Below are 25,856 nucleotides of genomic sequence, written 5' to 3'. Positions count from 1 at the left end.
ACGTCCCGTGCCCCCCGCCGTCCGGGGTGCACTCAGCGAAGGACCTCCCATGCACAACGCTCCTCCACCGGCCGCGGCCGCGACCCACGGCAAGACCCCGAAGAAGGCGGCCCTGGCCAGCTGGATCGGCTCCGCGCTGGAGTACTACGACTTCGCCGTCTACGGGACGGCCGCCGCCCTGGTGCTCAACCACCTGTTCTTCCCGGCCGACACGTCCCCCGGGGTGGCGATCCTGCTGTCGATGGGCACCGTGGGCGTCGCCTATGTCGTCCGCCCCCTGGGGGCCCTCATCATGGGCCCCCTCGGAGACCGGTTCGGGCGCAAGTTCGTGCTGATGCTGACCCTGTTCATGATGGGTGCCGGCACGTTCGCCGTCGGCTGCCTGCCGACCTACGACCAGGCCGGCCTGCTGGCCCCGGCCCTGCTGGTGACCTGCCGCGTCATCCAGGGGCTGTCGGCCTCCGGCGAGCAGGCCAGCGCGATCTCGGTCTCCCTGGAGCACTCCGAGGAGCACCGGCGGGCCTTCACCACGAGTTGGACGCTGCAGGGCACCCAGTTCGGCACCCTCCTCGCCACCGCCGTCTTCATCCCCTTCACGCTCGTGCTCACCGAGGAGCAGCTGTTCAGCTGGGGCTGGCGGGTCCCGTTCTGGCTCTCCGCCGTCGTGGTGGTCGTGGCCTATCTGATCCGCCGCCATCTGGAGGAGCCGCCCGCCTTCGAGCAGGCCCGGGCCGTGCTGCCCGGCGAGAAGCCGGCCACCCCTCTCGCCCTGATGTTCAAGCACCACAAGACCGCGGTGCTGCGCGTGGCCGCGGCCGCGATGATCAACACCGTCAACGTGGTCTTCCTGGTGTGGTCGCTGTCGTTCGCCACCTCCGTGGTGGGCCTGGACCGCTCGACCATGCTCTGGGTCTCCGTCATCGCCAACGCCGTGGCCCTGCTCGTGATCCCCGTGGCGGCCACGGTCGCCGACCGGGTCGGGCGCAAGCCGGTGTTCATCACCGGGGCGGCCGGCGCGGCCGCGATGATGTATCCCTACCTGGCGGCCGTCCACGCCGGGAACTGGACGCTGATCTTCCTCCTCGGCGCCGTCATGTCCGGCTTCTTCTACTCCATGTCCAACGGCATCTGGCCCTCCTTCTACGCGGAGATGTTCCCCACCCGGGTGCGCGTGACGGGGCTGGCTCTGGGCACCCAGATCGGCTTCGCGATCTCCGGCGGTTTCGCCCCCGTCCTGGCCAGCTCCCTGGCCGGGGCCGAGGGGGACAACTGGCTGGGCGTGGCGGGGTTCGTCACCGGCGCCTGCCTGATCGCCGTGGCCGCCGCCCTGACGGCCACGGAGACCAAGGACAGGACCCTGGGCCAGATCGACGACCTGCACACCACCCGCACCGAGGCGGCCGAGCTGGAGAGGCTGCAGGGGGCGGGCACCGCCTCCGGCCGCTGAGCGCTCCGGAAGTGCTGACGAGGGCGGACGCCCCGGCCGGTCACCCCGGCCGGGGCGTCCGCCCGTCCCGGACCGGGCTCCGGTCACGAACATGACACGGGTCACGCCGGCGGAGGCCCCGTGCCAGGATGACCGCATGAGCAACCCCATGAACATCTCCGGGCACAATCCCGACAAGGAGGCCCGGGCGCACCGGCCGCCGGTCACGGAGCTGACCCCGGAGCAGTGCTGGGAGCACCTCTACAGCGCACGCTTCGGCCGGATCGCCACCATGGACGGCGACGAGATCGAGATCACCCCCATCAACCTCGTGGCCGACGACGGGCGGATCTACTTCCGCACGGCCAAGGGCACCAAGCTGCTGCACCTGGTGCTCAACGAGCACGTCGCCGTGCAGGTCGACCAGGCGCAGGGCGGGGAGGCCTGGTCCGTGATCGTGCGCGGCACGGCCCGCCAGCTGACCGACCCGGAGGAGACCGGCCGGGTGGACGAGCTGCCGCTGCGGCCGTGGGTCGGGACCACCAAGCTCGAGTACGTGGAGGTGGCCCCCACGAAGGTCACCGGCCGCGTGTTCCACCTGGGCCACTGACCCGGCGCCCGACCCGCGCGGCGCCGGACGCCCCGCCGCGCTTGTAGCCTGGACCCGTGGCACAGCACCGGATCGTCCTGCACTACGTCTTCACCCCGCTCCCCGACCCCACGGCCGTGATGCTCTGGCAGCGCGCCCTGTGCGAGGGGCTGGGCCTGCGCGGGCGGATCATCGTCTCCCCGCACGGGCTCAACGCCACCGTGGGCGGTGAGGTCGGGGCGCTCAAGCAGTACGCCCGGGCCACCCACTCCCACCCCGGTCTCCGGGACACGGTGTTCAAGTGGTCGGACGGCTCGGCCGAGGACTTCCCGCGGCTGTCGGTCAAGGTCCGGGACGAGCTCGTGTCCTTCGGCGCGCCCGGCGAGCTCGAGGTCGACGAGCGCGGCGTGGTCGGCGGCGGCACCCGGCTGGCGCCCGACGCCGTGGACGAGCTCGTGGCCCGCCGCGGCGAGGACGTCGTGTTCTTCGACGGACGCAACGCCCACGAGGCCCGGATCGGGCGCTTCCGCGGGGCCGTGGTCCCGGACGTGGCGCACACCCGCGACTTCGTGGCCGAGCTGGACTCCGGGAAGTACGACCACCTCAAGACCCGGCCCGTGGTCACCTACTGCACCGGCGGGATCCGCTGCGAGGTGCTCTCCGCACTGATGCGCAACCGCGGCTTCCAGGAGGTCTACCAGCTCGACGGCGGCATCGCCGAGTACGGCCGCGAGCGCGGGGACCGGGGGCTGTGGGAGGGGTCCCTGTACGTCTTCGACCGGCGCATGCACGTGCGGTTCACCCCGGCCGCGGTCACGATCGGGCGCTGCGACCGGTGCGCCGGCCCCGCGAACCGCTTCGTCAACTGCGCGGACGGCTCCTGCCGCGCCCTCGTGCTCGCGTGCCCGGCCTGCCTCGGGGAGCGGCCGCGGCTCACCTGCCCGGCCGGGTGCGGCACCACCACGGCACCCGGGGCCGACGACGGCGCCCCGGTCGCCGTCCCGTCCGCCACCGCATCCCTGCCCGGCGACGGAACCCCGGCCGCCTCCCGCACCGCCACGACACCCGTGCCCGTGCCGACGGGCGCCGCATGAGCCCCGCCGCCCCCGGCCCCTCCGCGACGCCGGCCTTCTCCCGGGTCCCGGGGACCCCCGCCTCCGACGACCCGCGGGCGCCGGCCGAGCTGCACGACGCCCTCCGCCGGACGGGCTTCACCCACGACCGCGTGGCGGAGCTGCTGGGGGAGGCCGCCATGGACGCGCTCGCACGGGACCAGGCGGTGCCCGCGCTGCGGGTCCTCGAGCCGGCCCTCCGCACGCCCGGGCACCCGGACCGGGGCCTCGCCGGGGTCGTCTCGCTCTTCCTGCTCGGCCGCACCGTCCCCGCGGAGACGCTCGCGCCCGCCCCGGTGCGCCCGGAGCAGCTCGTGGGCCTGGGACTTGCCGAGGAGACGGAGGGCGGGCTGCGCTCCACCGTGGACCTGCGCCCCCACGCCTCCGACGACGGGACGGAGCTGTACGTGGCGAGCGACCTGGGGGAGTCCCAGCGCCCCGGCGTGCTGCGCCGCGACCACGTGCTGGGCATCGGCCAGGCCTCCCTGACGCTGGCCCAGACGACCGACCGCCGCCGGGTGGACCGGGCGCTGGACCTGGGGACCGGGTGCGGCATCCAGACGTTCCACCTGCTCGCGCACGCGGGGCACGTGACCGCCACCGACGTCTCGGACCGGGCCCTGGGCTTCACCCGGTTCAACCTGCTGCTCAACGCGCAGGCGCTCGGGATCGACCATGACCGGCTCGAGGACCGCGTGAGCCTGCGGGCGGGCTCCCTCCTGGAGCCCGTGCGCAGTGAGCGGTTCGACCTCGTGGTGTCCAACCCGCCGTTCGTCATCACCCCGCGACCCGCCGGGGAGACCCCTCTCGACCGCTACACCTACCGGGACGGCGGTCTGCCGGGGGACCGGATCGTGGCCGACCTGGTGCGGGAGCTGCCCGGGGTCATGGCCCCCGGGGCCACCGCCCACCTGCTCGGCAACTGGGAGGTCCTCGCCCCGCCGCCCGGGGACGCGCGCCCGGCCGCCGAGCGCTGGGCGCAGCGGCCCGAGCAGTGGGTGTCCGAGGGCGTCGACGCGTGGTTCGTCCAGCGGGAGCTGGCCGGCCCGGAGGAGTACGCCGAGACGTGGCTGCGGGACGCGGCGGAGTCCCGCGACCTCGAGCACTACGAACGCGCCTACCGCGCCTATCTCGACGACTTCGCCGCCCGCGGCGTCGAGGCCGTGGGCTTCGGGATGATCCGCCTCCGCCGCCCGTCCCGGACCCGGCCCGGGGGCGCGCTCCGCCGCTTCGAGCACGTCCCCCACCCGGTCCAGCAGCCGCTCGCCCCCGCGCTCGCCGCCACGTGGGAACGGGCCGACTGGCTCGCGGCCCACCCGCAGGACTGGCTGGACGCCCACCTCGTGGCCGCCGAGGACGTCACCGAGGAGCGCCACCAGCGCCCCGGCGCGGAGCACCCCGGCGTGATCCTGCTCCGGCAGGGGGCCGGGCTGCGCCGGACCGTGGTGCTCTCGAGCGAGGCCGCGGGCTTCGCCGGGGCCTGCGACGGCGAGCTGAGCGCCCGGCAGATCCTCGGGGCGCTCGCCGCCCTGCTGGACTGGGCGGGCGAGGAGCGGCAGCGGCTGACCGAGGAGGTCCGGAACCTCGTGCTCGACGGCTTCCTCGTGCCGCAGGAGCCGGTGCCGCCCGCCGCTTGAGCACCGTTGTGGGCGGATGAGCATGCGACGCCGCGACCGTGGGGGTGGGAGGATGGGAGCATGAGCATCGGAGACAATCTGAACCCCATCAAGACCCTTGACAAGGACACCGTCTGGCAGCTCCTCGAGCAGCACCCCTTCGGCCGGCTGGCTGTCGAGGCCGCCGGTCTCGTGGACATCTTCCCGGTGAACTACGTGGTCCACCAGCGCAAGCTGTACTTCCGCACGGCCCAGGGCTCCAAGCTCTCGAGCCTCATCGTCAACGACCAGGTGGCGTTCGAGATCGACGAGGTCTCGGAGGAGCACGTCGTGCGCTCCGTGGTGGTCCACGGCCGGGCCCGCCGGCTCGAGACGCGCGCCGAGATCGACGCCGCGGAGGAGCTGCCGCTCAAGCCGTGGGCGCCCACGCTGAAGTACAACTTCGTGGTCATCGACGTGGAGCACGCCACGGGCCGCGAGTTCACGATCGGCGACGAGCCCGAGCGCTACCCCTCCTGAGGCCGGGCCGGGACGCCCGGGCCGGGCGGCCCGCGCGACCCGCCCGGGGAAGCCGATGTCCTCCGGGTCCCCGCCGCGCGGGGGTTGACGGCGGTGACGCGTTATGGTGGAGCGCAACGGCGGGCCGACGCCCGCCCGTTCGACCCGACGTCCAGCAGCGCCGTGGCCCGCGGCACCGCGGACCGCAGCAAGGAGTACCGTGCCAACGAAGGCCACCCAGAGCCCGGGAACGGGCAAGAGCCTGCTCATCGTGGAGTCCCCCTCCAAGGTCAAGACCATCGCCGGGTACCTCGGCGACGCCTACGAGGTCGAGTCCTCGATGGGGCACATCCGCGACCTCCCGCAGCCCTCGGAGCTGCCGGCGGAGCTCAAGAAGGGTCCCTACGGCAAGTTCGCGGTGGACGTGGAGCACGGCTTCGAGCCGTACTACGTGGTGAACCCGGACAAGAAGAAGAAGGTCACCGAGCTCCGGCGCAAGCTCAAGGACGCGGACGCCCTCTACCTCGCCACCGACGGCGACCGCGAGGGGGAGGCCATTGCGTGGCACCTCCTGGAGGTGCTCAAGCCCAAGATCCCCGTCTACCGGCTGACCTTCTCGGAGATCACCCGCGAGGCCATCGAGCGGGCCTTCGGGGAGCTGCGCGAGCTCGACCAGGACCTGGTCGACGCGCAGGAGACCCGGCGCATCCTGGACCGGCTCTACGGCTACGAGATCTCCCCGGTGCTGTGGCGCAAGATCGCCTCGGGCCTGTCCGCCGGACGCGTGCAGTCCGTGGCCACCCGCCTGGTCGTGGAGCGGGAGCGCAAGCGCATGGCGTTCGTGCCCGCCGACTACTGGGACCTCAGCGGGACGTTCGCCCGCTCCGACGGCGAGGACGCCGGCACCGCCTTCAGCGCCCGGCTCTCCTCCGTGGACGGCAAGCGGGTGGCGGGCGGCCGCGACTTCGGCGACGACGGCGTGCTCAAGGGCGCCGCGGACAAGCTCGCGCACCTGGACGAGCAGGCCGCCCGGGAACTGGCCGCCGGTCTCGAGAACGCGGCGTTCACGGTCCGGTCGCTGGAGACCAAGCCCTACACCCGCCGCCCGGCCGCCCCGTTCACCACCTCCACGCTGCAGCAGGAGGCGGCGCGCAAGCTGCGCTTCACTTCCCGCACCACCATGCAGGTGGCGCAGAAGCTGTACGAGAACGGCTACATCACCTACATGCGCACCGACTCCGTGGCGCTGTCCGACCAGGCGGTCACGGCCGCCCGGCGCCAGGCCACGGAGCTCTACGGCGCCGACTTCGTGCCCGGCTCCCCGCGGCTCTACAGCTCCAAGTCGAAGAACGCGCAGGAGGCGCACGAGGCCGTGCGCCCCGCGGGGGACTCCTTCCGCGCCCCGAACCAGGTCCGCGGTGAGCTCTCCGCGGACGCGTTCCGGCTCTACGAGCTGATCTGGAAGCGCACCGTGGCCTCCCAGATGGCCGACGCCAAGGGGTCGACGGCGACCGTGCGGCTCGGGGCGACGTCCTCGGCCGGCCGGGACGCCGAGTTCTCCGCGTCCGGCACCGTCATCACGTTCCGCGGTTTCCTGGCGGCCTACGAGGAGGGCCGGGACGAGGACCCCGCCACGGACAAGGACAGCGCCAAGGACGGCAAGGACGGCGACAAGCGGCTCCCGCGCATGGCGGAGGGCGACCGCCTGGACGCCACCGAGGTCGAGGCGGACGGGCACCGCACCTCGCCGCCGCCGCGCTACACCGAGGCGTCCCTCGTGAAGGTCCTCGACGAGCTCGGCATCGGCCGGCCCTCGACCTACGCGGCGACCATCTCCACGATCATGGACCGCGGCTACGTCCGTGTGCGGGGCTCCGCGCTCATCCCCTCGTGGACCGCGTTCTCCGTGGTGCGCCTGCTCGAGGAGCACTTCTCCGACTACGTGGACTACGACTTCACGGCGGAGATGGAGGAGGGCCTCGACCGGATCGCCCGCGGCGAGGAGGACAGCACCGACTGGCTGCAAGACTTCTACTTCGGCTCCCAGGGTCACGAGAACGGGCTCAAGCCCATCGTCGACGACCTCGGCGAGATCGACGCCCGCGCCGTGAACTCCATCCCCGTGACCGAGGACATCACCCTGCGGGTCGGCAAGTTCGGCCCCTACCTGGAGGTGGCGGGCGCCGTCGACCCGGAGACCGGGGAGATCACCGACCCGATCCGGGCCAACGTGCCGGAGGACCTCGCCCCCGACGAGCTCACGCCCGACAAGGCGCGCGAGCTCATCGAGACGGGCAAGGCCGACGGCCGGGAGCTCGGCCGCGACCCCGTGACCGGGCGCGCCATCGTGGCCAAGGACGGCCGCTACGGGCCCTACGTCACCGAGGTGATCCCCGAGCCCACCGCCGAGGAGCTCGCGGCCCAGCCCGTCGAGTACTACAAGAACGGCAAGCCCAAGCCCCCGAAGAAGCCGGTCAAGGAGAAGCCCCGCACAGGCTCCCTGCTCTCCACGATGACCCTGCAGGACGTGACCCTCGAGGACGCGCTCAAGATCCTGTCCCTGCCGCGCACGCTGGGCACGGACGCCGAGGGCAACGAGATCACGGTGCAGAACGGCCGCTTCGGCCCCTACCTGAAGAAGGGCGGCGACTCGCGCTCCCTGCAGTCCGAGGAGCAGCTGTTCACGGTCACCCTCGACGAGGCCCTGGCGATCTACGCCCAGCCCAAGCAGCGCGGCCGCGGCGCCGCCAAGCCTCCGCTCGCGGACCTCGGCACCGACCAGATCACGGAACGGCCCATGGTCATCAAGGACGGGCGCTTCGGCCCCTACATCACCGACGGCGAGACCAACGTGACGGTCCCGCGCGGCGAGACCGTGGAGCAGATCACGCCGGCGCGCGCCAGCCAGCTGCTCGCGGAGAAGCGCGCCCAGGGCCCCGCCCCGAAGAAGACGGCCCGGTCCACTGCCAAGGGGACGACGGCCAGGAGCAGCACGGCGAAGAAGAGCACGGCCAAGAAGCCCGCGGCGGCCAAGCCCGCCCGCGCCGGGTCCAAGGGCTGATCCGCTCCGCACGCGCGGGACGGACACGGAACTCGAAGGAGCACCACGGCATGCGTCTCGGAGTCCTCGACGTGGGGTCGAACACCGTCCACCTCCTCCTGCTGGACGTCTACCCGGGCTCCCGGCCCGAGCCGTACGCGTCCCACAAGCTCGCCCTGCGGCTGGTGCAGTACCTCGACGCCGACGGCAACATCTCCGACGCCGGCCGGGACGCCCTCACCGCGTTCGTGGTCGAAGCCCGGGACTTCGCCGTGGACAACCGGGCCGAGGACTTCCTGGCCTTCGCGACCTCCGCGATCCGTGAGGCCGGCAACGGGGCGCAGGTGCTGGACCACGTGCAGTCCCGCTCCGGCGTCACCCTCACGGAGCTGGCCGGGGACCAGGAGGCGGCCGTGACGTTTTTCGCGGTGCGCCGCTGGTTCGGCTGGGGCGCGGGGACCGTTCTCGACCTCGACATCGGCGGCGGATCCTTCGAGATGGCCCTGGGGGACAACGCGCTGCCCACCGTGGCGACCTCGGTGCCCCTCGGCGCGGGGCGGCTCACCCGCACCTTCGTCGCCGGGGACGTCGCGACCCCGAAGGAGATGAAGGCCCTGCGCAAGCACGTGCGCCAGGAGCTCCGGCCCGCGGTCGACCGGGTCCGCGCGGCCGGGGAGCCCACCTGCGTGGCCGGCACCTCCAAGACGTTCCGCTCCCTGGCCCGGATCTGCGGGGCGGCTCCGTACGAGATGGGCCCGTACGTGCCCCGCACCCTCCACCTCGAGGACCTGCGGCTGTGGACCCGCCGGATGGAGGCCATGTCCCCGGAGGAGCGCGCCGAGCTGCCGGGGGTCTCCGCCGCACGGGCCCGGCAGATCCTCGCCGGGGCCGTGGTGGCGGAGTCGGCGATGGACGCCTACGGCGTCGAGTCGATCCGGATCTGCCCGTGGGCGCTCCGCGAGGGGCTGATCCTGCGCCGCCTGGACCAGCTGAGCAGCCACTCCGACGTCCGCACCGTGGACCCCCGGCACCTGGTGGGGGCGGCATGAGCGAGCAACAGGGCGCGGCCGCGGAGCCGTACCGTCCGCACGTGGCGCTGTCCACCAGCTCCCTCTATCCGCTCGGGGTGCCGGAGACCTTCGAGGCGGCCGTGGAGCTGGGCTACGACAGCGTGGAGGTGCTCGTCACGCACGAGCGGATGAGCCAGCTCACCCACCAGCTGCAGGACCTCGTGCAGCGCCACCAGCTCCCCATCTCGACCATCCACGCCCCGACCCTGCTGCTGACCCAGCAGGTGTGGGGCAAGTCGTGGACCAAAATCCAGATGGCGGCCGCGCTCACCGAGCAGGTGGGCGCTGAGGTCGTCGTGGTCCACCCGCCCTTCCGGTGGCAGCGCCGGTACGCCGCGAACTTCGTGGAGGGGGTGCGGGTGGTCTCCCAGGCCACCGGCGTGAAGATCTCCGTGGAGAACATGTACCCCTGGCGGGTCCGCGGCCGTGACACCGTGGTCTACGCCCCGCACTACAGCCCGCTGGGCCTTGACTACGACTGGGTGACGTGGGACTTCTCGCACGCCGCCACCGCCCGGATGGACTCCCTGGCCGCCATCCGGGAGCTGGGCCCCCGGCTGGGCCACGTCCACCTGACCGACGGGTCGGGGGAGACCACGGCGGACGAGCACCTGCTGCCCGGCCACGGGGTGCAGCCGGTGGCCGAGTCCCTCGAGTTCCTCGCCTCCACCCGGTGGCAGGGCATCATCGGGGTCGAGGTCTCGACCCGCCGCTCGAAGAACGCCGACCAGCGCACCCAGTGGCTCGCGGAGTCCCTCGAGTTCGCCCGCCGGCACACGAGCCGCTCCGACGGCGCCCCGAGCGCCGGCGGCCCCGACGGCACGGAGGGCGCGGACGGCAGCCAGGGCTGAGGCCCGGGCGCATCCGGCCCGCCGGCCCGCCCGCCTCGTCCCGCTCCGTCCGATCCACACTGACCGATCCACACTGACCGATGCACACCCGCCGTCCCACCGGCGCCGTTCCGATCCCACCGTTCCGATTCCACCGATGAGAGGACCTCACCGACCATGACCCCTGTGCTCGCCTTCCTGGGCTGCGGCTCCATGAACGGATCCATCCTGCGGGGGGTGCTGGCCTCCGGCGTGCCCGTCGAGCAGGTCCGGGCCACCGTCCGCTCCGCGGAGAGCGCCCGCCGGCTCGAGGACGAGACGGGCGTGCGGCCCTACGTCACCGGGGACGATCCCGAGGCCAACCGGCGGGCCGCCCGTGAGGCGGACGTCGTGCTGCTCGGCGTCAAGCCCGTCGGCATCCTCGACCTCGCCCGCGAGATCGCCCCCGCCCTGCGCCCCGGCACGGTCGTGGCCTCGGTGGCGGCGGGGATCTCCGTCGGCGCCCTCGAGCGCGCCCTCCCCGCCGGACAGCCGGTCGTGCGCACGATGCCGAACACTCCCTCCAGCGTGGGCCGCGGGGTGGTTTCGGTGACCCCGGGGGCCGCCACCACCCCCGAGCAGACGGAGGCCGTGCGCGGGGTGCTCGAGGCCGTGGGCACCGTGGTCGAGGTGCCCGAGGAGCAGGTGGACGCCGTGACCGGCGTCTCGGGCTCCGGGCCCGCCTACGTGTTCCTGCTGGCCGAGGCTATGCAGCAGGCGGGGGAGCGGATGGGGCTGCCGGCGGACGTCGCGCGGGTCCTCGCGAAGGAGACCGTCTCCGGCGCCGGGGAGCTGCTGCGCCCGGCGGAGGCCGACCCCGCGGCCCTGCGCAGGGCCGTCACGAGCCCCAAGGGCACCACGGACCGGGCCATCACGACCTTCCAGGACAACGGCTTCGAGGCTCTCGTCGCCTCCGCGGCCCGCGCCTCGGCGGACCGCTCCGCGGAGCTCACGCGCGAGTTCAGCGGCGACTGAGCCGCGGACCGGCCGGTCCCCGGGTCAGGGGCGGGCCGCGAAGCGCTCGAGCAGGTCCACGTGCCCCGAGACGATCAGCAGGTCGCGGGAGGTGACCTTGGTGTCGGGGCGGGCGTACGTGAAGTCCTCGCCCGGGGACTTCACGCCCACCACGGTCACGCCGTACTTGGAGCGGACGTTGGAGTCGCCCAGCGTGAAGCCCTGCACCTCCCGCGGCGGATACATCTTGACGATCGCGAAGTCGTCGTCGAACTCGATGTAGTCCAGCAGCCGGCCCGAGACCAGGTGCGCGGTGCGCCGCCCGGCGTCCGCCTCGGGGAAGATCACGTGGTGCGCCCCGATGCGGGAGAGGATCTTGCCGTGCGAGGGCGTGATGGCCTTCGCCCAGATCCGGCTCACGCCGAGGTCCACGAGGTTCGCCGTGATGAGCACGCTCGACTCGATGGACGTGCCGACGCCCACCACGGCGGAGTCGAACTCGGCCGCTCCCAGCTGGCGCAGGGCGTCGATGTCCGTGGCCTCGGCCTCGACCACGTGGGTGAGCTGCCCGGAGAGCTTCTGGACCAGCTGGGCGTCCCGCTCCACGCCCAGGACCTCCCGGCCCTGCCGGGCCAGCTGGAGCGCGGTGGCGGTGCCGAAGCGGCCGAGGCCGATCACCAGGACGGGGACGCTGTGGGACGAACGGTCAGCCAATGATGGGCCTTTCCTCGGGGTACCGGTACAGGCGCCGGCGTGAGCGCAGCGCCAGGGCGGCGGCCACGGTGGTCGTGCCGATGCGCCCGATGAGCATGATCAGGACCAGGACGTACTTGCCGGCGGGGGGCAGCTCGCCGGAGAGCCCCACGCTGAGACCGCACGTCGCGTACGCGGAGATCACCTCGAACAGGACCCGGTCCAGCGGCTCCTGGGAGATCTCGACGAGGATCCCGCAGCCCACCAGGACGACGGTCGCCCCCATCATGATCACCGAGATCGCGATGCGGAGGGCGTCCTCGGGGATGGTCCGGTAGAACGCGATCACGGACCGGTCGCCCCGGGCCTCGGCCAGGATCGCCAGGAAGACCACGGCGAGGGTGGTGACCTTGATGCCGCCGGCCACGGAGGCCGGGCCGCCGCCCGCGAACATCAGCGCGTCGGTCATCAGCAGGCTCACCGGCTCCAGGCTGTTCATGTCCACGAGGTTGAAGCCCCCGGAGCGGACCATGACGGAGTGGAAGAATCCCTCGAAGATCTTCTCGTGCACGGGCCGGTCCCGCAGGGTGTCCGGATTGGACCACTCGAAGGCCAGGAACAGGGCCCACCCCACGAACAGCAGGATCGTGGTGGTCACGATCACCAGCTTCGTGTTGAGGTTCCACCGCGAGAAGCGCAGCCCGGTCTGCCGCAGCACGAGGACCACGGGGAAGCCGAGGGAGCCCAGGAGGACCCCCAGGGCGATCGGCAGGAGGATCAGCACCGCGTCCGTGTACGGGACGAGGCCGTCCGAGTGCGGGGTGAACCCCCCGTTGTTGAACGCGGAGACCGCGTAGAACACCCCGTGCCACAGAGCGGTGAGGAACGGCTCCCCGACCACCAGGAAGCCGATCGTCAGCACCGTGGCCAGGATCGCCTCGATCGTCACGGACATCAGCACGATGATCTGCAGGAGCGAGCCCACCTCGCCCAGGCGCCCGATGTTCAGGGCCTCCTGGGTGATCAGCCGGGACTTCAGGCCGAGCTTGCGACCGATGGCCAGGGCCAGGATCGAGGTCATGGTGAGGGTGCCCAGACCGCCGATCTGCATCGCGACCAGGATCACGAACTGGCCGAAGAACGACCAGTTGGCCGCCGTCGACACCGTGGTCAGGCCCGTCACGGTGACCGCGGAGGTGGCCGTGAACACGGCGTCCTCGACCGGTGTCACGACGCCGGGGGCCGAGGCCACGGGCAGCCACAGCAGGAAGGAGAACACGGACACGACCGCGGCGAAGGAGATGACGGCGAGACGGGCGGGGGAGCCAGCGGCGATCCGGTCCACGAGGTCGCGCAGCGAGGTGAGCAGCCAGAACCGGCCGCGCTCCTCCGGACGGGTCCAGGGCGCGCGCTGCAGGTGGCTCACGGGCTCTCCTCCTGGTGTCCTGACCGCCCGGGCGGGGCGGCGGCCGCGGCGTTCGCCTCGACCCGAGACAGTATTCCACCCGAGCCCGTCCGCGGCGGGCAGCCGCGGGTGTAGGTTGTCGCCCATGCCCCTGGAAGAGGCCCTGCTGCGCGCCCGGGTCCGTCGACTGACCCGACGGCACGGGATCCGCTCCCCCCACGGTCGCCGGCCGGGACAACGGCGGAGCACCGATCCGCGGGAGGTGACCGCGGCGCGCACGGCGCAGCTGATCATCGGTGCGTTCGCGACCGCCCTGGCCGTCGGCACCGTCCTGCTGATGCTCCCGATCGCGAGGTCGGGCCCCGGCGGGGCGTCGTTCATGGAGGCGTTCTTCACCGCGACCTCGGCGATCTGCGTGACCGGGCTGGTCGTGGTGGACACGCCGACCTACTGGACCCCGTTCGGGCAGGCGGTGATCCTGGCCCTGATCCAGATCGGCGGGTTCGGGGTGATGTCCTTCGCCACCGTGCTCGGGATCCTCCTGGCCCGTCGGCTGGGCCTGACGGCCCGGATCATGAGCTCGACCGAGACGAAGAATCCCGGCTACGGGGACATGCGCCGCGTACTGCTGCGCATCCTCGCCACCACGCTGCTGATCGAGACGGTCGTGGCCGCGGCGCTCGCCCTGCGCTTCTTCGCCGGCTACGGGTACGGACCCGGTCAGGCGGTGTGGCACGGCGTGTTCCACGCGGTCTCGGCGTTCAACAACGCCGGCTTCGCCCTGTACACCCTGTCGATCATGGACTTCGCTGCCGACCCCTGGGTCAACCTGCCGATCGTCGTCGCCGCGGTCCTGGGCGGGCTGGGGTTCCCGGTGCTCTACCAGCTGCGCCGGGAGTGGCGCCGGCCCCGGCGGTGGAGCATGAACACCCGGATCGTGCTGTTCGCCACCGTGGTCCTGCTCAGCGCCGGCACGGTGTTCCTGTGCGCGGTGGAGTGGTCCAACCCCGCCACCCTCGGGCCGATGCGGGCCGACGAGAAGCTGCTTGCCGGGTTCTTCCAGTCCACCATCGCCCGCACGGCCGGGTTCAACAGCATCGACATCTCGGCGATGCACCCGGTGTCCTGGCTGGGGCTGGACCTCCTGATGCTCATCGGCGGCGCCCCCGCCGGAACGGCCGGCGGGCTGAAGGTCACCACCGTCGCCGTCCTCGGCTTCATCGCCTGGACCGAGATCACCGGGGGAACGGCCGTGCACGTCCTCGGCAAGCGCCTGTCCCGGTCGGTGCAGCGCCAGGCGATCACGGTGGTCGTCCTGGCGCTGGGCGCGGTGACCACCGCCACGATGGTGCTGATGTTGCTGCACGAGAACATCGGCCTGGACCAAATCCTGTTCGAGACGATCTCCGCGTTCGCCACCGTGGGCCTGTCCACGGGCATCACCGCGGATCTCTCGCCGGCGGCCCAGGGGGTGCTCATCGCCCTGATGTTCCTGGGCCGGCTGGGGCCCATCACCGTGGCCACCGCCATGGCGGCCCGTCCCCGGAAGGCCCTGTATGAACTGCCCAAGGAACGCCCGCTGATCGGCTGAGTCCACCGCGCTCGCCCGGCACACCACCCCACGGGGCCCTGCGGCCCACCCCGACACCTCCTGGAGGTCCCCACTTGTTCCCCTCCCGCCCCGGCACTGCCTCGTACCACCACTCCGACCGCCGCCGGCCACCGGGCACGGTGGCCGTGATCGGCCTGGGCCGCTTCGGCGCCGCCCTGGCCCTCGAGCTGATCCGCAACGGCGCGGAGGTGCTGGGCATCGACGTCGACGAGGACGTCGTCCAGGAGCTCAACGGGCAGCTGACGACCGTGGTGCGCGCCGACGCCACCCAGGAACAGGTGCTGCGCCAGCTGGGCGTCGACGAGTTCGACAAGGTCGTGGTCGGCATCGGCTCCGACGTCCAGGCCAGCATCCTGGTCGCCTCCCGGCTGCTGAAGTTCGCCCACCCCGAGATCTGGGCGAAGGCCATCACCACGCCCCACGCCGAGATCCTCGAGCAGCTCGGGGTCCACCACGTCATCAGCCCCGAGCACGACATGGGCGTGCGCTCCGCCCACCTGATCCAGGGCCGGGTCCTCGACTTCGTGACGATCGACGAGGGATTCGCCCTCATCCGCTGCCCGGCCCCGGAGGCCGTCCAGCAGCGGCCGCTGGACACCCTCAGCATCCGGCGCACCCACGGGGTCTCGATCGTCGCGGTCCGCCGCCTGGGCCAGGGCTGGGAGGCCACCGAGCCCGGCACGGTCCTCTACGAGAACGACCAGATCCTCGTGACGGGACCCACCCGTGCGGTCGAGGCCTTCAGCGACCTCGACTGAGCCGCGCCGGGGTGACACAAAGGGTGCCGGTGCCACGCCCGCGACGGCGGGCGCCGGCCCCGAGTGGTCTAATGGCGGTGTGACCCCTGCTACGTCCGGGCCCGGCGCCCCGTACCCCACGCGACTGTTCTGGGACCCCGCCCTGCTCGAGTACAACTTCGGGGACCACCACCCCATGCACCCGTCCCGGCTCGAGGCCACCTACCGGCTGGTCCAGGAGTTCGGCCTGGACCGCCGGGACAACGTCACGGTGGAGGCGCCCGAGGTGGCCCCGGACGAGGTGCTCAACCTCGTCCACCCGCAGCACTACGTGGACTCGGTCCGGGCCGTCAGCGCCGACCCCACCGTGGAGGTCCCCGAGTGCGGTCTCGGCACCGAGGACACCCCCGGGTACCCGGGGGTGCACGAGGCGAGCGCCCGGCTCGTGGGCGGCACCTACCAGGGCGCCGTGGCCGTTCTCGCGGGGGACGCGGTGCACGCCGTGAACTTCGGGGGCGGGATGCACCACGCCCACGCGGAGAAGGCCAGCGGATTCTGCATCTACAACGACTGCGCCGTGGCGGTCCAGCACCTGCTGGACCAGGGTGTCCGGCGCGTGGCCTACGTGGACGTCGACGGCCACCACGGCGACGGCACCCAGTCGATCTTCTACGACGACCTCCGCGTGCTCACCGTCTCGCTGCACGAGACGGGCCTGACGCTGTTCCCGGGCACGGGCTTCGCCAACGAGACCGGCCGCGGGGAGGCCGAGGGGCACTCCGTGAACGTGGCGATGCCCACGGCCTCCGACGACTCCATGTGGCTGCGCGCGTTCGACGCCGTGGTCCCGCCCCTGCTGCGCCAGTTCCGGCCCGAGGTGATCGTGAGCCAGCACGGCTGCGACTCGCACTTCGCCGACGAGCTCACACACCTGCGCGTCAGCGTCGACGCGCAGCGGCAGACCGCCGTGGCCCTGGCAGGGCTGGCCCACGAGCTGTGCGAGGGCCGGTGGATCGCCACGGGCGGGGGCGGGTACAACTGCTACGACGTGGTGCCCCGCTCCTGGACGCACCTGGTGGGAGTCGCCGCCGGCCACCCGATCGACGTGGGCACCGCGGTGCCGCAGCCGTGGCGCGACTACGTGCGCGAACGCTACGGCGCCGACGCGCCGCGGGCCATGGGCGACGAGGTGGACCTGTGGTGGCGCTCCTGGGAGGTGGGCTTCGACCCCAACGACGAGACGGACCGCACCATCATGGCCACCCGCAAGGAGGTCTTCCCCCAGTGGGGGCTGGACCCGTGGTTCGACTGAGCCCGCCGCCCGCGGGCTCCGGCAGCGGCGGGGGCAGCCACGGGGGCGGCACGGACGTGCCGGTGCCGGGAGCCGCGCGGCAACCCGTTTACAGTGATCGGATGGGCAACAACGACGTGTTCGCGGTGATCGCCGACAAGACCCGGCGGGGGATCCTCGCCGCGCTCAAGGACGGCGAACGACCCGTGGGCGACCTCGTGGCAGAGCTGGGGGTCTCCCAGCCGACCGTCTCGAAGCATCTGAAGATCCTGCGCGAGGCCGGTATGGTGTCCATGGAGGCACAGGGGCAACGACGTCTCTACGCCGTGCAGCCGGAGCCGCTGGCCGAGGTCACCGCATGGGTCCACGAGGTCGTGGGCGGTGCGGCGCACCAGCCGGCCGCCCCGGGGGACGCCGCGGACAGCGGCACTGCCGGGGCCGGCGTCGCCGGACCTGACGTCGTCGTGACCGCGGGGGCCGATGGGGCCGGGACGGCTCCGGAGGTGACGCCCGGGACGGACGTGCTGGACGCCGCGGCGGTGGTCGTTCCGGAGCCGATGGTCGGCGGCACCCCCGCGCGCCCGGGCAGGGGCGCGGGGGCTCGTGCGGCGGACATCCTGTCCAGCCTCTCCGGCCTGCGCCGCCGCACCAGGAATCCGCGGCGGTGACCGGCCGGGCCCAATCGATCCGAACGAGGAGCACCATGCACGAGGACCTGTACCCGATCCGCCAGGCCGTACTCGCCCGCAACCCCGGAGAGGTGGAGTTCCACCAGGCCGTGGACGAGGTCTTCGACTCCCTGGGCCCCGTGGTCGCACGCCACCCCGAGCTGCTCGACGCCGCCGTGCTCGAGCGGATCTGCGAGCCGGAGCGGCAGATCATCTTCCGCGTGCCGTGGACCGACGACGAGGGCCGCGTGCACATCAACCGAGGCTTCCGCGTGGAGTTCAACTCCGCGCTCGGGCCCTACAAGGGCGGGCTGCGCTTCCACCCCTCCGTGTACCTGGGCATCGTGAAGTTCCTGGGCTTCGAGCAGATCTTCAAGAACGCCCTCACGGGCATGCCGATCGGCGGGGGCAAGGGCGGGTCGGACTTCGACCCGAGCGGGCGCTCCGACGGCGAGATCATGCGCTTCTGCCAGTCCTTCATGACCGAGCTCTACCGCCACATCGGCGAGTACACGGACGTCCCCGCCGGTGACATCGGGGTGGGCGGACGCGAGATCGGCTACCTGTTCGGCCAGTACAAGCGGATCACCAACCGCTACGAGTCCAGCGTGCTCACCGGCAAGGGCCTCAGCTGGGGCGGTTCCCTGGTGCGCACCGAGGCCACCGGCTTCGGCACCGTGATGTTCGCCGAGGAGATGCTGCAGACCCGCGGGCAGTCCTTCGACGGTCAGACCGTGCTGGTCTCCGGCTCGGGCAACGTGGCGACCTTCGCGATCCACCGGGCGCAGCAGCTCGGGGCCACCGTGGTCACCGCCTCGGACTCCAGCGGCTACGTGGTGGACCCGGACGGCATCGAGCTGGACCTGCTCCGCGAGGTCAAGGAGGTGGAGCGCGGCCGGATTTCCGAGTACGCCGAGCGCCGCGGCGGACGCGCCCGGTTCATCGCCAAGGGCTCCGTCTGGGACGTCCCCGGCACGGTGGCGCTGCCGTGCGCCACCCAGAACGAGCTGGACGGCTCCCACGCCAAGAAGCTGCTCGGCCACGGCGTGCTCGCCGTGGCGGAGGGCGCGAACATGCCCACCACGGGCGAGGCCACCCGCCTGTTCCAGGAGGCGGACGTGCTCTTCGGCCCGGGCAAGGCGGCCAACGCCGGGGGCGTGGCCACGTCCGCGCTCGAGATGCAGCAGAACGCCTCCCGCGACTCGTGGACCTTCGAGTACACGGAGGAGCGGCTCGGCCAGATCATGAAGTCGATCCACGACACCTGCGCCGAGACCGCCGAGGACTACGGCATGCCCGGCAACTACGTGGCCGGCGCGAACATCGCCGGGTTCATGAAGGTCGCCGGCGCCATGATGGCGCAGGGCCTCATCTGACCCGTGCCGGGTCCGGTCCGCCGGGCCCGGCAGGGGTTCCCCGTCCGCACTTCCGACACGTCCGGACCCGCGTTCGTCCCACGGAGGGCCGCGGTGGTCCTACCCTGGAGACTATGGCAACGCATCGGCAGGTCCTGCAGTGGCTGGAGAACGAGCTGTTCGACGGCCACCTCGTGCTGGGCCAACAACTGCCCTCGGACCGCGACCTCGCGGCCATCCACCGCGTGTCCCGCAACACCATGCGGGAGGCGCTCAAGATCCTGGAGGCCCAGGGCATCGTGCGGCTGTTCGACGGGCCGCGCAAGTCGATCCTGCCCATGCTGGTGCGGGAGCCCGCCGCGTCCGCGGGGCCCGCGCTGCAGCTGCACATGGCCACCTCGGACTACCCCCTGCGGGACATCGTGCAGACCCGGGTGCTGCTCGAGACGTGGGCCCTGGAGCGCTCGGACCCGGAGCACCCGGCGATGGCCGAGCTGCGGGCGCTGCTCGAGCAGATGGCCCGGGACGACCTGTCGCTCAAGGAGTTCCACCACCTCGAGGTGAGCTTCCACATCGCCCTGTGCAAGACCGCCGGCAACTCGGTGGTCTCCGCCCTGATGTCCTCCCTGCGGGACTCGATCTACGAGTACACGATGGCCCTGGTGGGACACGTGCCCCTGTGGAGCACCACCGCGGACCGGCTGCGCGCGGAGCACCACGCCATCTACTCCGCCGTGGCGGCCGGTGACCGCCGGCTGGCGTCCCGGCTGGTGGCGGAGCACATCGAGTACCAGTACCGCGAGGCCGGCGTGGACCCGGACCAGGAGCAGCGCACCCCCGGTCCGGCTCCGGACGCGCCCGCCGAGCTCAACCCGCCCGGCGCCGCGGCGCAGCCGGACACCGGCGCGCACGAGCTCGCGGACGCGTTCGAGGAGGAGCCCGGGGACGGGCCCGCGCCGGTCTCCCGCAGCGCCTGAGCCGGCCGCGGCCGGACCGAGTACAGCAATCTCCCCACAAGACGGTAGGGTGTCAGTGAACGTTTGCCCGGCCGTCACCGTCCGCAGGCCGGCACCCCTGGTTCCCGCCTGTCGCGCGGAGTCCCCGGGGGCACACCACCGAGACATGAAGATGCGAGGGATCCTATGGGTTCAGTGATCAAGAAGCGCCGCAAGCGGATGTCCAAGAAGAAGCACCGCAAGCTGCTCCGCAAGACCCGTCACCAGCGCCGCAACAAGAAGTGACCCTGCGCTGAGCGCCACCGGGGGCCGCCGTCCGATCCAGGACGGCGGCCCCCGGTGCGTTCCCGGGCCCGTCCGCACCGCGCGGCGGGCCCGTAGCATGGGCTCCATGACTTCTCCGCCGCCCGCCGTGATCCTCCTCACCCGCCCGGGGTGCCACCTCTGCGAGGCCGCCCGGGAGTCCGTGGACCGGGTCGCCTCCGCGCTGGGGCTGGAGTGGGAGGACGTCGACGTCGACACCGACCCCGAGCTGGCCCGCCGGCACGCCGAGGAGATCCCCGTGGTCCTCGTGGACGGCGTCCCGCGCGACTTCTGGCAGATCGACGAGCGCCGCCTCGCCCGGCTGCTGCGCGAGCGCCTGGCAGGCTGAGCCGCCCCCCGTTTTGGGGCCGGTGCGCCCGGTCTGGGACCATGGGGGCATGCCCTCCTCGACCGTCCACCTGCTGCGCCACGGCCAGGTCCTCAACCCGGACCGCATCGTCTACGGGAGGATGCCCAGCTACGGCCTCACCGAGCTCGGTGCGCGGATGGCGGAGGCCGCCGCCGCGGAGCTCGCCCACCGCGTGAACACCGGCTCGCGCATCGTCCACCTCGTCTCCTCGCCGTTGCAGCGCGCCCGGGAGACGGCCGCGCCCGTGGCCCGGGAGCTGCACCTGCCGGTGCACCCGGACGAGCGGATCATCGAGGCGCACAACCACTTCGAGGGCCTGCACGTGGACCTCCCCGAGCTGCTGAGGCCCCGGCACTGGCCGCACCTGCGCAACCCGCTGCGGCCCTCCTGGGGCGAGCCCTACCGGCACCAGGTCGCGCGCATGGCGGAGGCGGTGCTGGACGCCGGGCGCGCCGCCGCGGAGCGCGGCGGGGACGGCGCCGAGGCCGTGCTCGTGTCCCACCAGCTGCCGATCTGGCTCACCCGGCTCTCCGCCGAGGGGCGCCCCCTGCCGCACGACCCCCGGCGGCGGCAGTGCAACCTCGCCTCCATCACCTCGCTGGTCTTCGACGACCTCGACTCCGGGCGCCCGCCCCGGGTCGTCTACAGCGAGCCCGCCGCCGACCTCTACCCAGGGGTCAACCAGCTTCCCGGTTCATAATGGCCGGGCGCCGCCGCCCTCCCCGTCCCGTCCAGAGCACCAGGTGATCCGTCCGTGACCTCCCGCCCCTCGCCCGCCCCCCGTCCGTCCCGCCGCCGCGTGCTCTCGCTCGCGGGCCTCGGCGTCCTCGGACTCGCCCTCGCCGGGTGCACGGAGGAGGACTCCCTCGCCCAGCAGGCGAACTCGGGGGACCAGAAGGGCTACATCGCCGGGGACGGCACGGTCTCCGAGTACCCGGCCGCCGAGCGCGGGGAGCCGGTGCAGTTCGCCGGCACGCTGTTCGACGGCACGCCCCTCGCCGCCGAGGACCTGCGCGGGCGGCCCGCGCTGCTGAACTTCTGGTACGCGGGCTGCGCCCCGTGCCGCGTGGAGGCCCCCGACCTCCGCGAGCTCGCCGAGCGGTTCGAGGGGCAGGCCGCCTTCTACGGTGTGAACCTGCGCGACGAGCGGGCCACCGCCGAGGCGTTCGAGCGCACCTTCGAGATCCCGTACCCCTCCGTCGCGGACAAGGACGGGGGCGTGCTCATGGCGCTGAGCGCGTACGTGCCGCCGCAGGCCGTGCCGACCACGCTCGTGCTCGACGCCCAGGGGCGGGTGGCCGCCCGCATCCTCGGCATCGCGGATCGCTCCGTGCTCGAGACCCTCCTCGAGGACACGGTGGCCGAAGCGGCATGACGGCTGGCAACCCCTTCGCCGAGATCGTCCTCGACGGCTCCCTCCTCGTCGCGCTGCCCGTGGCGCTGCTCGCCGGCCTCGTCTCCTTCGCCTCCCCGTGCGTGCTGCCCCTCGTGCCCGGCTACCTCGGCTACGTCACCGGCCTGACCGGCGCGGACCTGCAGGAGCAGCGGCGCGGCCGCGTGCTCGCGGGGATCACGCTGTTCGTCCTCGGCTTCTCCGCCGTGTTCCTGCTGATGTCCGTGCTGCTGGCCCAGCTGGGCGCCTACGCCTGGTTCCTGGGCCAGAACTGGATCACCGTGGTCCTCGGCGGGCTCGTGGTGCTCATGGGCGTCGTGTTCCTCGGCGGGGTGTCCTTCTTCCAGCGGGACCGCAAGATCGCCCACCGCCCACCGCCCGGGCTCTGGGGCGCCCCGCTGCTCGGCGTGACGTTCGGCCTCGGCTGGGCCCCCTGCATCGGCCCCACCTTCGCGGCCGTGCAGGCGCTCGTCTACGTGGACGGCGCCTCGACCGGCAAGGCGGCCGTCCTCACGGTTGCCTACTGCCTGGGCCTGGGCGTGCCGTTCCTGCTGCTCGCCCTCGCCCTGCGCCGGGGCATGGGCGCCATGGGCTTCTTCCGCCGGCACCGCCTCGGCATCCAGCGCGCCGGCGGCGGCCTGCTCGTCCTCGTCGGCCTGCTCATGATGACGGGCGCGTGGACCGCGTTCGTCTCCTGGGTGCAGGCCGAGCTCGTCACCGACTGGGTGATGCCGATCTGAGCACCTCCGACCCGCGAGCCCGCACCGACAGCAGAAAGGCCGCCATGAGCACCGCAGCGCCCCCGTCGTCGTCGGGCCCCGCGTCCCCGGACCCGTCCGGACAGCGCACTCCGGACGTCGAGCTCCCCGCCCTGGGGCCCCTCGGCATGGCCCGGTGGGCCTGGACGCAGCTGACCAAGATGAACACCGCCCTGTTCCTGCTGCTGCTCCTGGCGGTCGCCGCGGTGCCGGGATCGATCTTCCCGCAGCGGATCCAGGACCCGGCGGCGGTCCAGGACTACATCGACAACAACCCCGTCCTGGGGGAGTGGCTGGACCGGGTGCAGCTGTTCGACGTCTTCTCGTCGGCGTGGTTCTCCGCGATCTACATCCTGCTGTTCGTCTCCCTCGTGGGGTGCGTCCTGCCGCGCGCGGCCAAGCACTGGCGGGCGTGGCGGGCCGAGCCCCCGCGCACCCCGCGCCGGCTCGAGCGGCTGCCGGAGCACCGCTCCCTGGCCCTGGGCGGACGGGACGGGGCCGGGGCGCCGGCCCCGGACGACGTCGTGGCCGACGCCGCCCGGCTGCTGAAGAAGCGCGGCTACCGGGTGGCGGTGCGGGACGCCGGCACGGCCGCCCCGTCGGTGGCCGCCGAGCGCGGCATGTGGAAGGAGGTCGGCAACATCGTCTTCCACCTGGCCCTGCTGGGCGTGCTGGTGTCCGTGGCCGTCGGCTCCCTCTTCGGCTACAAGGGCCAGCGGGTGGTCGTGGAGGGCGAGTCCTTCGTCAACACCCTCATCGGCTACGACTCCTTCACCCCCGGCCCCAACTACGACGCCGACTGGCTCGACCCCTTCTCGGTGCGGCTCGACAGCTTCGAGGCCGTGTTCAACCGGGACACCACGGACCCGCGCAACTACGGGGCGCCGCTCGACTTCACCGCGGAGGTCACCGTGCAGGACGAGCCCGGCGCCGAGCCGCGGCAGGAGGTCCTGAAGGTGAACCAGCCGCTCAACGTGCACGGCGTGAAGAGCTACCTCGTGGGCAACGGCTACGCCCCGGTGGTGCGGGTGACCGACGGCAACGGGGACGTCGCCTTCGAGGGGCCGGTCGTGACCATCCCCTCCGACGGCGTCTACACGTCCTCGCTCGTGCTCAAGGTCCCGGACGCCCGTCCCGACCAGCTCGGCCTCGTGGGGCTGCTGCTGCCCACCGCCGTGGGCGGCGAGGGCGAGATGCCCCGCTCCGTGGACCCCGGCCTCGCCAACCCCCGGCTGATCCTCTCCGCGTACCACGGGGACCTCGGCCTGGACGGGGGCGAACCGCAGAACGTGTACGTGCTCGACGTCGAGCCGCTCACCGAACTCAACGCCATGACCAACGAGAACGGCGCCATCACGCTCGACGCCGCGAACCCCGTGCACGAGCTGCCCGACGGCAAGGGCACCGTGGAGTTCCTGGACGTCAAGCGCTACGTGGGTCTGGACGTCCACTACGACCCCGGCAAGACGGGCGCCTTCGTCTCCTTCGTCGCGGCCTTCGCCGGCCTGCTCATGTCCCTGTTCATCGCCCGCCGCCGCGTCTGGGTACGGGCGGCGGAGGGCGTCGACGCGGACGGCCGGCCGTGCACGGTGCTGGAGTACGGGCTGCTGGCCCGCGGCGAGGACCCCCGGCTCGCCGCGGAGACCGAGCGGCTGGACCGGCTCTGGACCGAGCAGTGGCAGGACGCCGGCGTGCGGGACACCGACACCACGACCACAACCACGACCGGGACGGCGACCACGCCGACGCCGGCACCAGCGACAGTGACAGCAACAGCGACCACGGCGGCGGCCGGGAGCACCGGGCGCGCCGGCCGGCCGGACGGTCGGACGGACTCCGTGCCGGACGCCCGGCCGGACCACGAGTGAGAGGATGGGCGGCATGACCGTCAACGAGACACTGGGCGCCTGGAGCGAGCTCTTCATGCTCCTGGCGGCCATGACCTACCTGGTCGCCTTCGTGGCCTTCGCGTGGGACGTGGCGTCCCACTCCAAGACCCTGCGCGGGGTCGAGGGCAGCGGCGAGCGCGAGCTCGTGGGTGCCGCCGCGGGAGCCTCCGCGGCGACCTCCGGGGACGCCGCCGAGCCCGCGGACTCCCGGGCCGGCCACGGCGCGGGCCACCGCGGGCGCGGCTACCGCACGAGCGCGCGCTCCGCCCTGTCCGGCCACGTGGCGGACGAGGAGATGCGCTACACCGGCGAGCGCCGGCCCGCCGCCCGCGTGGCCGTGGCCGTCATGGTCCTGGGCTTCGCCGTGCACGCCGCCGCCGTGCTCAGCCGGGCCTTCGCGGCCGGGCGGGTGCCGTGGGGCAACATGTACGAGTTCTGCACCACGGGCGCCCTGGTCGTCGCGGGCGTGTTCCTGCTGGCCCTGCTGGCCCGGGACCTGCGCTTCGTGGGCTCCCTGGTGTCCGGGCTCGTGGTGATCATGCTCTGCGCGGCCACCATCGGCTTCCCCACCCCGGTGGGACCGCTGCAGCCCGCCCTGCAGTCCTGGTGGCTGGTGATCCACGTGTCCATCGCCGTGGCCGCCTCCGGGGTCTTCACCATCACGTTCGCCATGGCCGTCCTGCAGCTGCTGCAGGCCCGGCGGGAGCAGGCGATCCTGTCCGGCGAGCGGCCCGGCGCGGGGTTCCTGGCGATGGTCCCGTCCTCCCAGGCGCTCGAGAACCTGTCCTTCCGGCTCAACGCGGTCGGGTTCGCGTTCTGGACCTTCACCCTCGCCGCCGGCGCCATCTGGGCGGAGCAGGCCTGGGGTCGCTACTGGGGCTGGGACACCAAGGAGGTCTGGACCTTCGTGATCTGGGTGGTCTACGCCGCCTACATGCACGCCCGCGCCACCCGGGGCTGGACCGGCAACCGGTCGGCCTGGCTGTCGATCGTCGGCTATCTCTGCGTGATCTTCAACTTCACCGTGGTCAACACCGTCTTCCCCGGCCTGCACTCCTACTCCGGGGTCTGACCCCGGCCGCCCCGCCGGGCGACGGCACAGGAACGGCCCGCACCGGGAGGTGCGGGCCGTTCGTCGTGGTCGGGGCGGTCGTGGCCGGGCCGTCGGACCCGGTCGGGTCCACGGCGGGGCGGTTCCGTCCCGTGGTCCTGTCGGGTGGTGCCGCCGGGTGGTCCTGCCGGGCGGATCAGC

24 protein-coding genes are annotated in these 25,856 nt (G+C 72.7%); 22 read left to right on the top strand and 2 right to left on the bottom strand.

Annotated features, from left to right (window positions below; translation table 11 throughout):
* Positions 1-49 precede the first annotated feature (49 nt).
* From RF647_RS00505 to proC, 9 genes are all read left to right on the top strand, one after another.
* On the top strand, positions 50-1,447 hold the full coding sequence (locus tag RF647_RS00505; protein WP_284563433.1) for an MFS transporter: 1,398 nt from the start codon (positions 50-52) through the stop codon (positions 1,445-1,447).
* Between the two features lie 136 nt (positions 1,448-1,583).
* Positions 1,584-2,036 carry a pyridoxamine 5'-phosphate oxidase family protein gene (locus RF647_RS00500; protein WP_368810026.1) on the top strand — a complete coding sequence of 151 codons (453 nt, stop codon included), beginning with the start codon at positions 1,584-1,586 and terminating at the stop codon, positions 2,034-2,036.
* Between the two features lie 56 nt (positions 2,037-2,092).
* Positions 2,093-3,109, top strand: coding sequence for a rhodanese-related sulfurtransferase (locus RF647_RS00495; protein ID WP_368810024.1), 1,017 nt, complete (start codon positions 2,093-2,095; stop codon positions 3,107-3,109).
* A complete protein-coding gene (locus tag RF647_RS00490; RefSeq protein WP_368810022.1) occupies positions 3,106-4,764 on the top strand; it encodes a methyltransferase in 1,659 nt (552 codons plus the stop codon). The genes RF647_RS00495 and RF647_RS00490 overlap by 4 nt, the downstream gene beginning before the upstream one ends.
* Before the next feature lie 60 nt (positions 4,765-4,824).
* Entirely contained in the window at positions 4,825-5,262 is a 438-nt protein-coding gene (locus RF647_RS00485) for a pyridoxamine 5'-phosphate oxidase family protein (RefSeq protein ID WP_133409250.1), read from the top strand.
* A 199-nt stretch (positions 5,263-5,461) separates the two neighbouring features.
* Positions 5,462-8,302: a type I DNA topoisomerase gene (topA, locus tag RF647_RS00480; RefSeq protein ID WP_368810020.1), complete on the top strand. Its 2,841-nt coding sequence runs from the start codon at positions 5,462-5,464 to the stop codon at positions 8,300-8,302.
* A gap of 50 nt (positions 8,303-8,352) precedes the next feature.
* Positions 8,353-9,330: a Ppx/GppA phosphatase family protein gene (locus RF647_RS00475; protein ID WP_035925036.1), complete on the top strand. Its 978-nt coding sequence runs from the start codon at positions 8,353-8,355 to the stop codon at positions 9,328-9,330.
* The gene (locus RF647_RS00470; RefSeq protein WP_368810019.1) at positions 9,327-10,202 is read left to right on the top strand and encodes a sugar phosphate isomerase/epimerase family protein; all 876 of its coding nucleotides are present in this window, start codon (positions 9,327-9,329) and stop codon (positions 10,200-10,202) included. Before RF647_RS00475 ends, RF647_RS00470 begins: the two co-directional genes overlap by 4 nt.
* A 156-nt stretch (positions 10,203-10,358) precedes the next feature.
* The gene (gene proC / locus RF647_RS00465) at positions 10,359-11,195 is read left to right on the top strand and encodes a pyrroline-5-carboxylate reductase (RefSeq protein WP_368810018.1); all 837 of its coding nucleotides are present in this window, start codon (positions 10,359-10,361) and stop codon (positions 11,193-11,195) included.
* A gap of 24 nt (positions 11,196-11,219) precedes the next feature.
* Here the strand turns inward: proC and RF647_RS00460 are convergent, their stop codons facing one another.
* Entirely contained in the window at positions 11,220-11,888 is a 669-nt protein-coding gene (locus RF647_RS00460) for a TrkA family potassium uptake protein (RefSeq protein ID WP_017832491.1), read from the bottom strand.
* Positions 11,881-13,284, bottom strand: coding sequence for a TrkH family potassium uptake protein (locus RF647_RS00455; RefSeq protein ID WP_368810348.1), 1,404 nt, complete (start codon positions 13,282-13,284; stop codon positions 11,881-11,883). Before RF647_RS00455 ends, RF647_RS00460 begins: the two co-directional genes overlap by 8 nt.
* A 133-nt stretch (positions 13,285-13,417) precedes the next feature.
* On the opposite strand from RF647_RS00455, the gene RF647_RS00450 reads away from it, so the two are divergent.
* The 13 genes from RF647_RS00450 (at position 13,418) to ccsB (ending at position 25,676) form a co-directional block, all read left to right on the top strand.
* On the top strand, positions 13,418-14,863 hold the full coding sequence (locus RF647_RS00450) for a TrkH family potassium uptake protein (RefSeq protein ID WP_368810017.1): 1,446 nt from the start codon (positions 13,418-13,420) through the stop codon (positions 14,861-14,863).
* Positions 14,864-14,937: 74 nt separating this feature from the next.
* Entirely contained in the window at positions 14,938-15,642 is a 705-nt protein-coding gene (locus RF647_RS00445; protein ID WP_368810016.1) for a TrkA family potassium uptake protein, read from the top strand.
* Positions 15,643-15,721: 79 nt separating this feature from the next.
* Complete coding sequence (locus RF647_RS00440; RefSeq protein WP_368810014.1) at positions 15,722-16,933, top strand: acetoin utilization protein AcuC; 1,212 nt, start codon at positions 15,722-15,724, stop codon at positions 16,931-16,933.
* 101 nt (positions 16,934-17,034) lie between these two features.
* Positions 17,035-17,580, top strand: coding sequence for an ArsR/SmtB family transcription factor (locus RF647_RS00435; protein ID WP_368810013.1), 546 nt, complete (start codon positions 17,035-17,037; stop codon positions 17,578-17,580).
* A gap of 35 nt (positions 17,581-17,615) precedes the next feature.
* A complete protein-coding gene (gdhA, locus tag RF647_RS00430; RefSeq protein ID WP_017832485.1) occupies positions 17,616-18,956 on the top strand; it encodes an NADP-specific glutamate dehydrogenase in 1,341 nt (446 codons plus the stop codon).
* Between the two features lie 113 nt (positions 18,957-19,069).
* Complete coding sequence (locus RF647_RS00425) at positions 19,070-19,912, top strand: FadR/GntR family transcriptional regulator (protein WP_133409258.1); 843 nt, start codon at positions 19,070-19,072, stop codon at positions 19,910-19,912.
* Positions 19,913-20,077: 165 nt separating this feature from the next.
* Positions 20,078-20,176: an AURKAIP1/COX24 domain-containing protein gene (locus tag RF647_RS00420; RefSeq protein WP_005504750.1), complete on the top strand. Its 99-nt coding sequence runs from the start codon at positions 20,078-20,080 to the stop codon at positions 20,174-20,176.
* Between the two features lie 106 nt (positions 20,177-20,282).
* Positions 20,283-20,543, top strand: coding sequence for a glutaredoxin family protein (locus RF647_RS00415; RefSeq protein ID WP_368810012.1), 261 nt, complete (start codon positions 20,283-20,285; stop codon positions 20,541-20,543).
* A 49-nt stretch (positions 20,544-20,592) separates the two neighbouring features.
* The gene (locus RF647_RS00410) at positions 20,593-21,264 is read left to right on the top strand and encodes a histidine phosphatase family protein (protein WP_368810011.1); all 672 of its coding nucleotides are present in this window, start codon (positions 20,593-20,595) and stop codon (positions 21,262-21,264) included.
* Positions 21,265-21,318: 54 nt separating this feature from the next.
* Entirely contained in the window at positions 21,319-21,939 is a 621-nt protein-coding gene (locus RF647_RS00405; protein ID WP_035925018.1) for a TlpA disulfide reductase family protein, read from the top strand.
* The gene (locus RF647_RS00400; protein WP_368810009.1) at positions 21,936-22,697 is read left to right on the top strand and encodes a cytochrome c biogenesis CcdA family protein; all 762 of its coding nucleotides are present in this window, start codon (positions 21,936-21,938) and stop codon (positions 22,695-22,697) included. The genes RF647_RS00405 and RF647_RS00400 overlap by 4 nt, the downstream gene beginning before the upstream one ends.
* Before the next feature lie 44 nt (positions 22,698-22,741).
* Entirely contained in the window at positions 22,742-24,583 is a 1,842-nt protein-coding gene (locus tag RF647_RS00395) for a cytochrome c biogenesis protein ResB (RefSeq protein ID WP_368810007.1), read from the top strand.
* 13 nt (positions 24,584-24,596) lie between these two features.
* Positions 24,597-25,676, top strand: a complete 1,080-nt coding sequence (gene ccsB / locus RF647_RS00390) for a c-type cytochrome biogenesis protein CcsB (protein ID WP_368810005.1) — start codon at positions 24,597-24,599, stop codon at positions 25,674-25,676.
* Positions 25,677-25,856 lie beyond the last annotated feature (180 nt).

Source organism: Kocuria sp. CPCC 205263, from assembly GCF_040981075.1.
GTDB lineage: Bacteria > Actinomycetota > Actinomycetes > Actinomycetales > Micrococcaceae > Kocuria > Kocuria rosea.
Note: the sequence above shows the minus strand (reverse complement) of the source record. Positions and strands in the feature narration are given on the sequence as shown.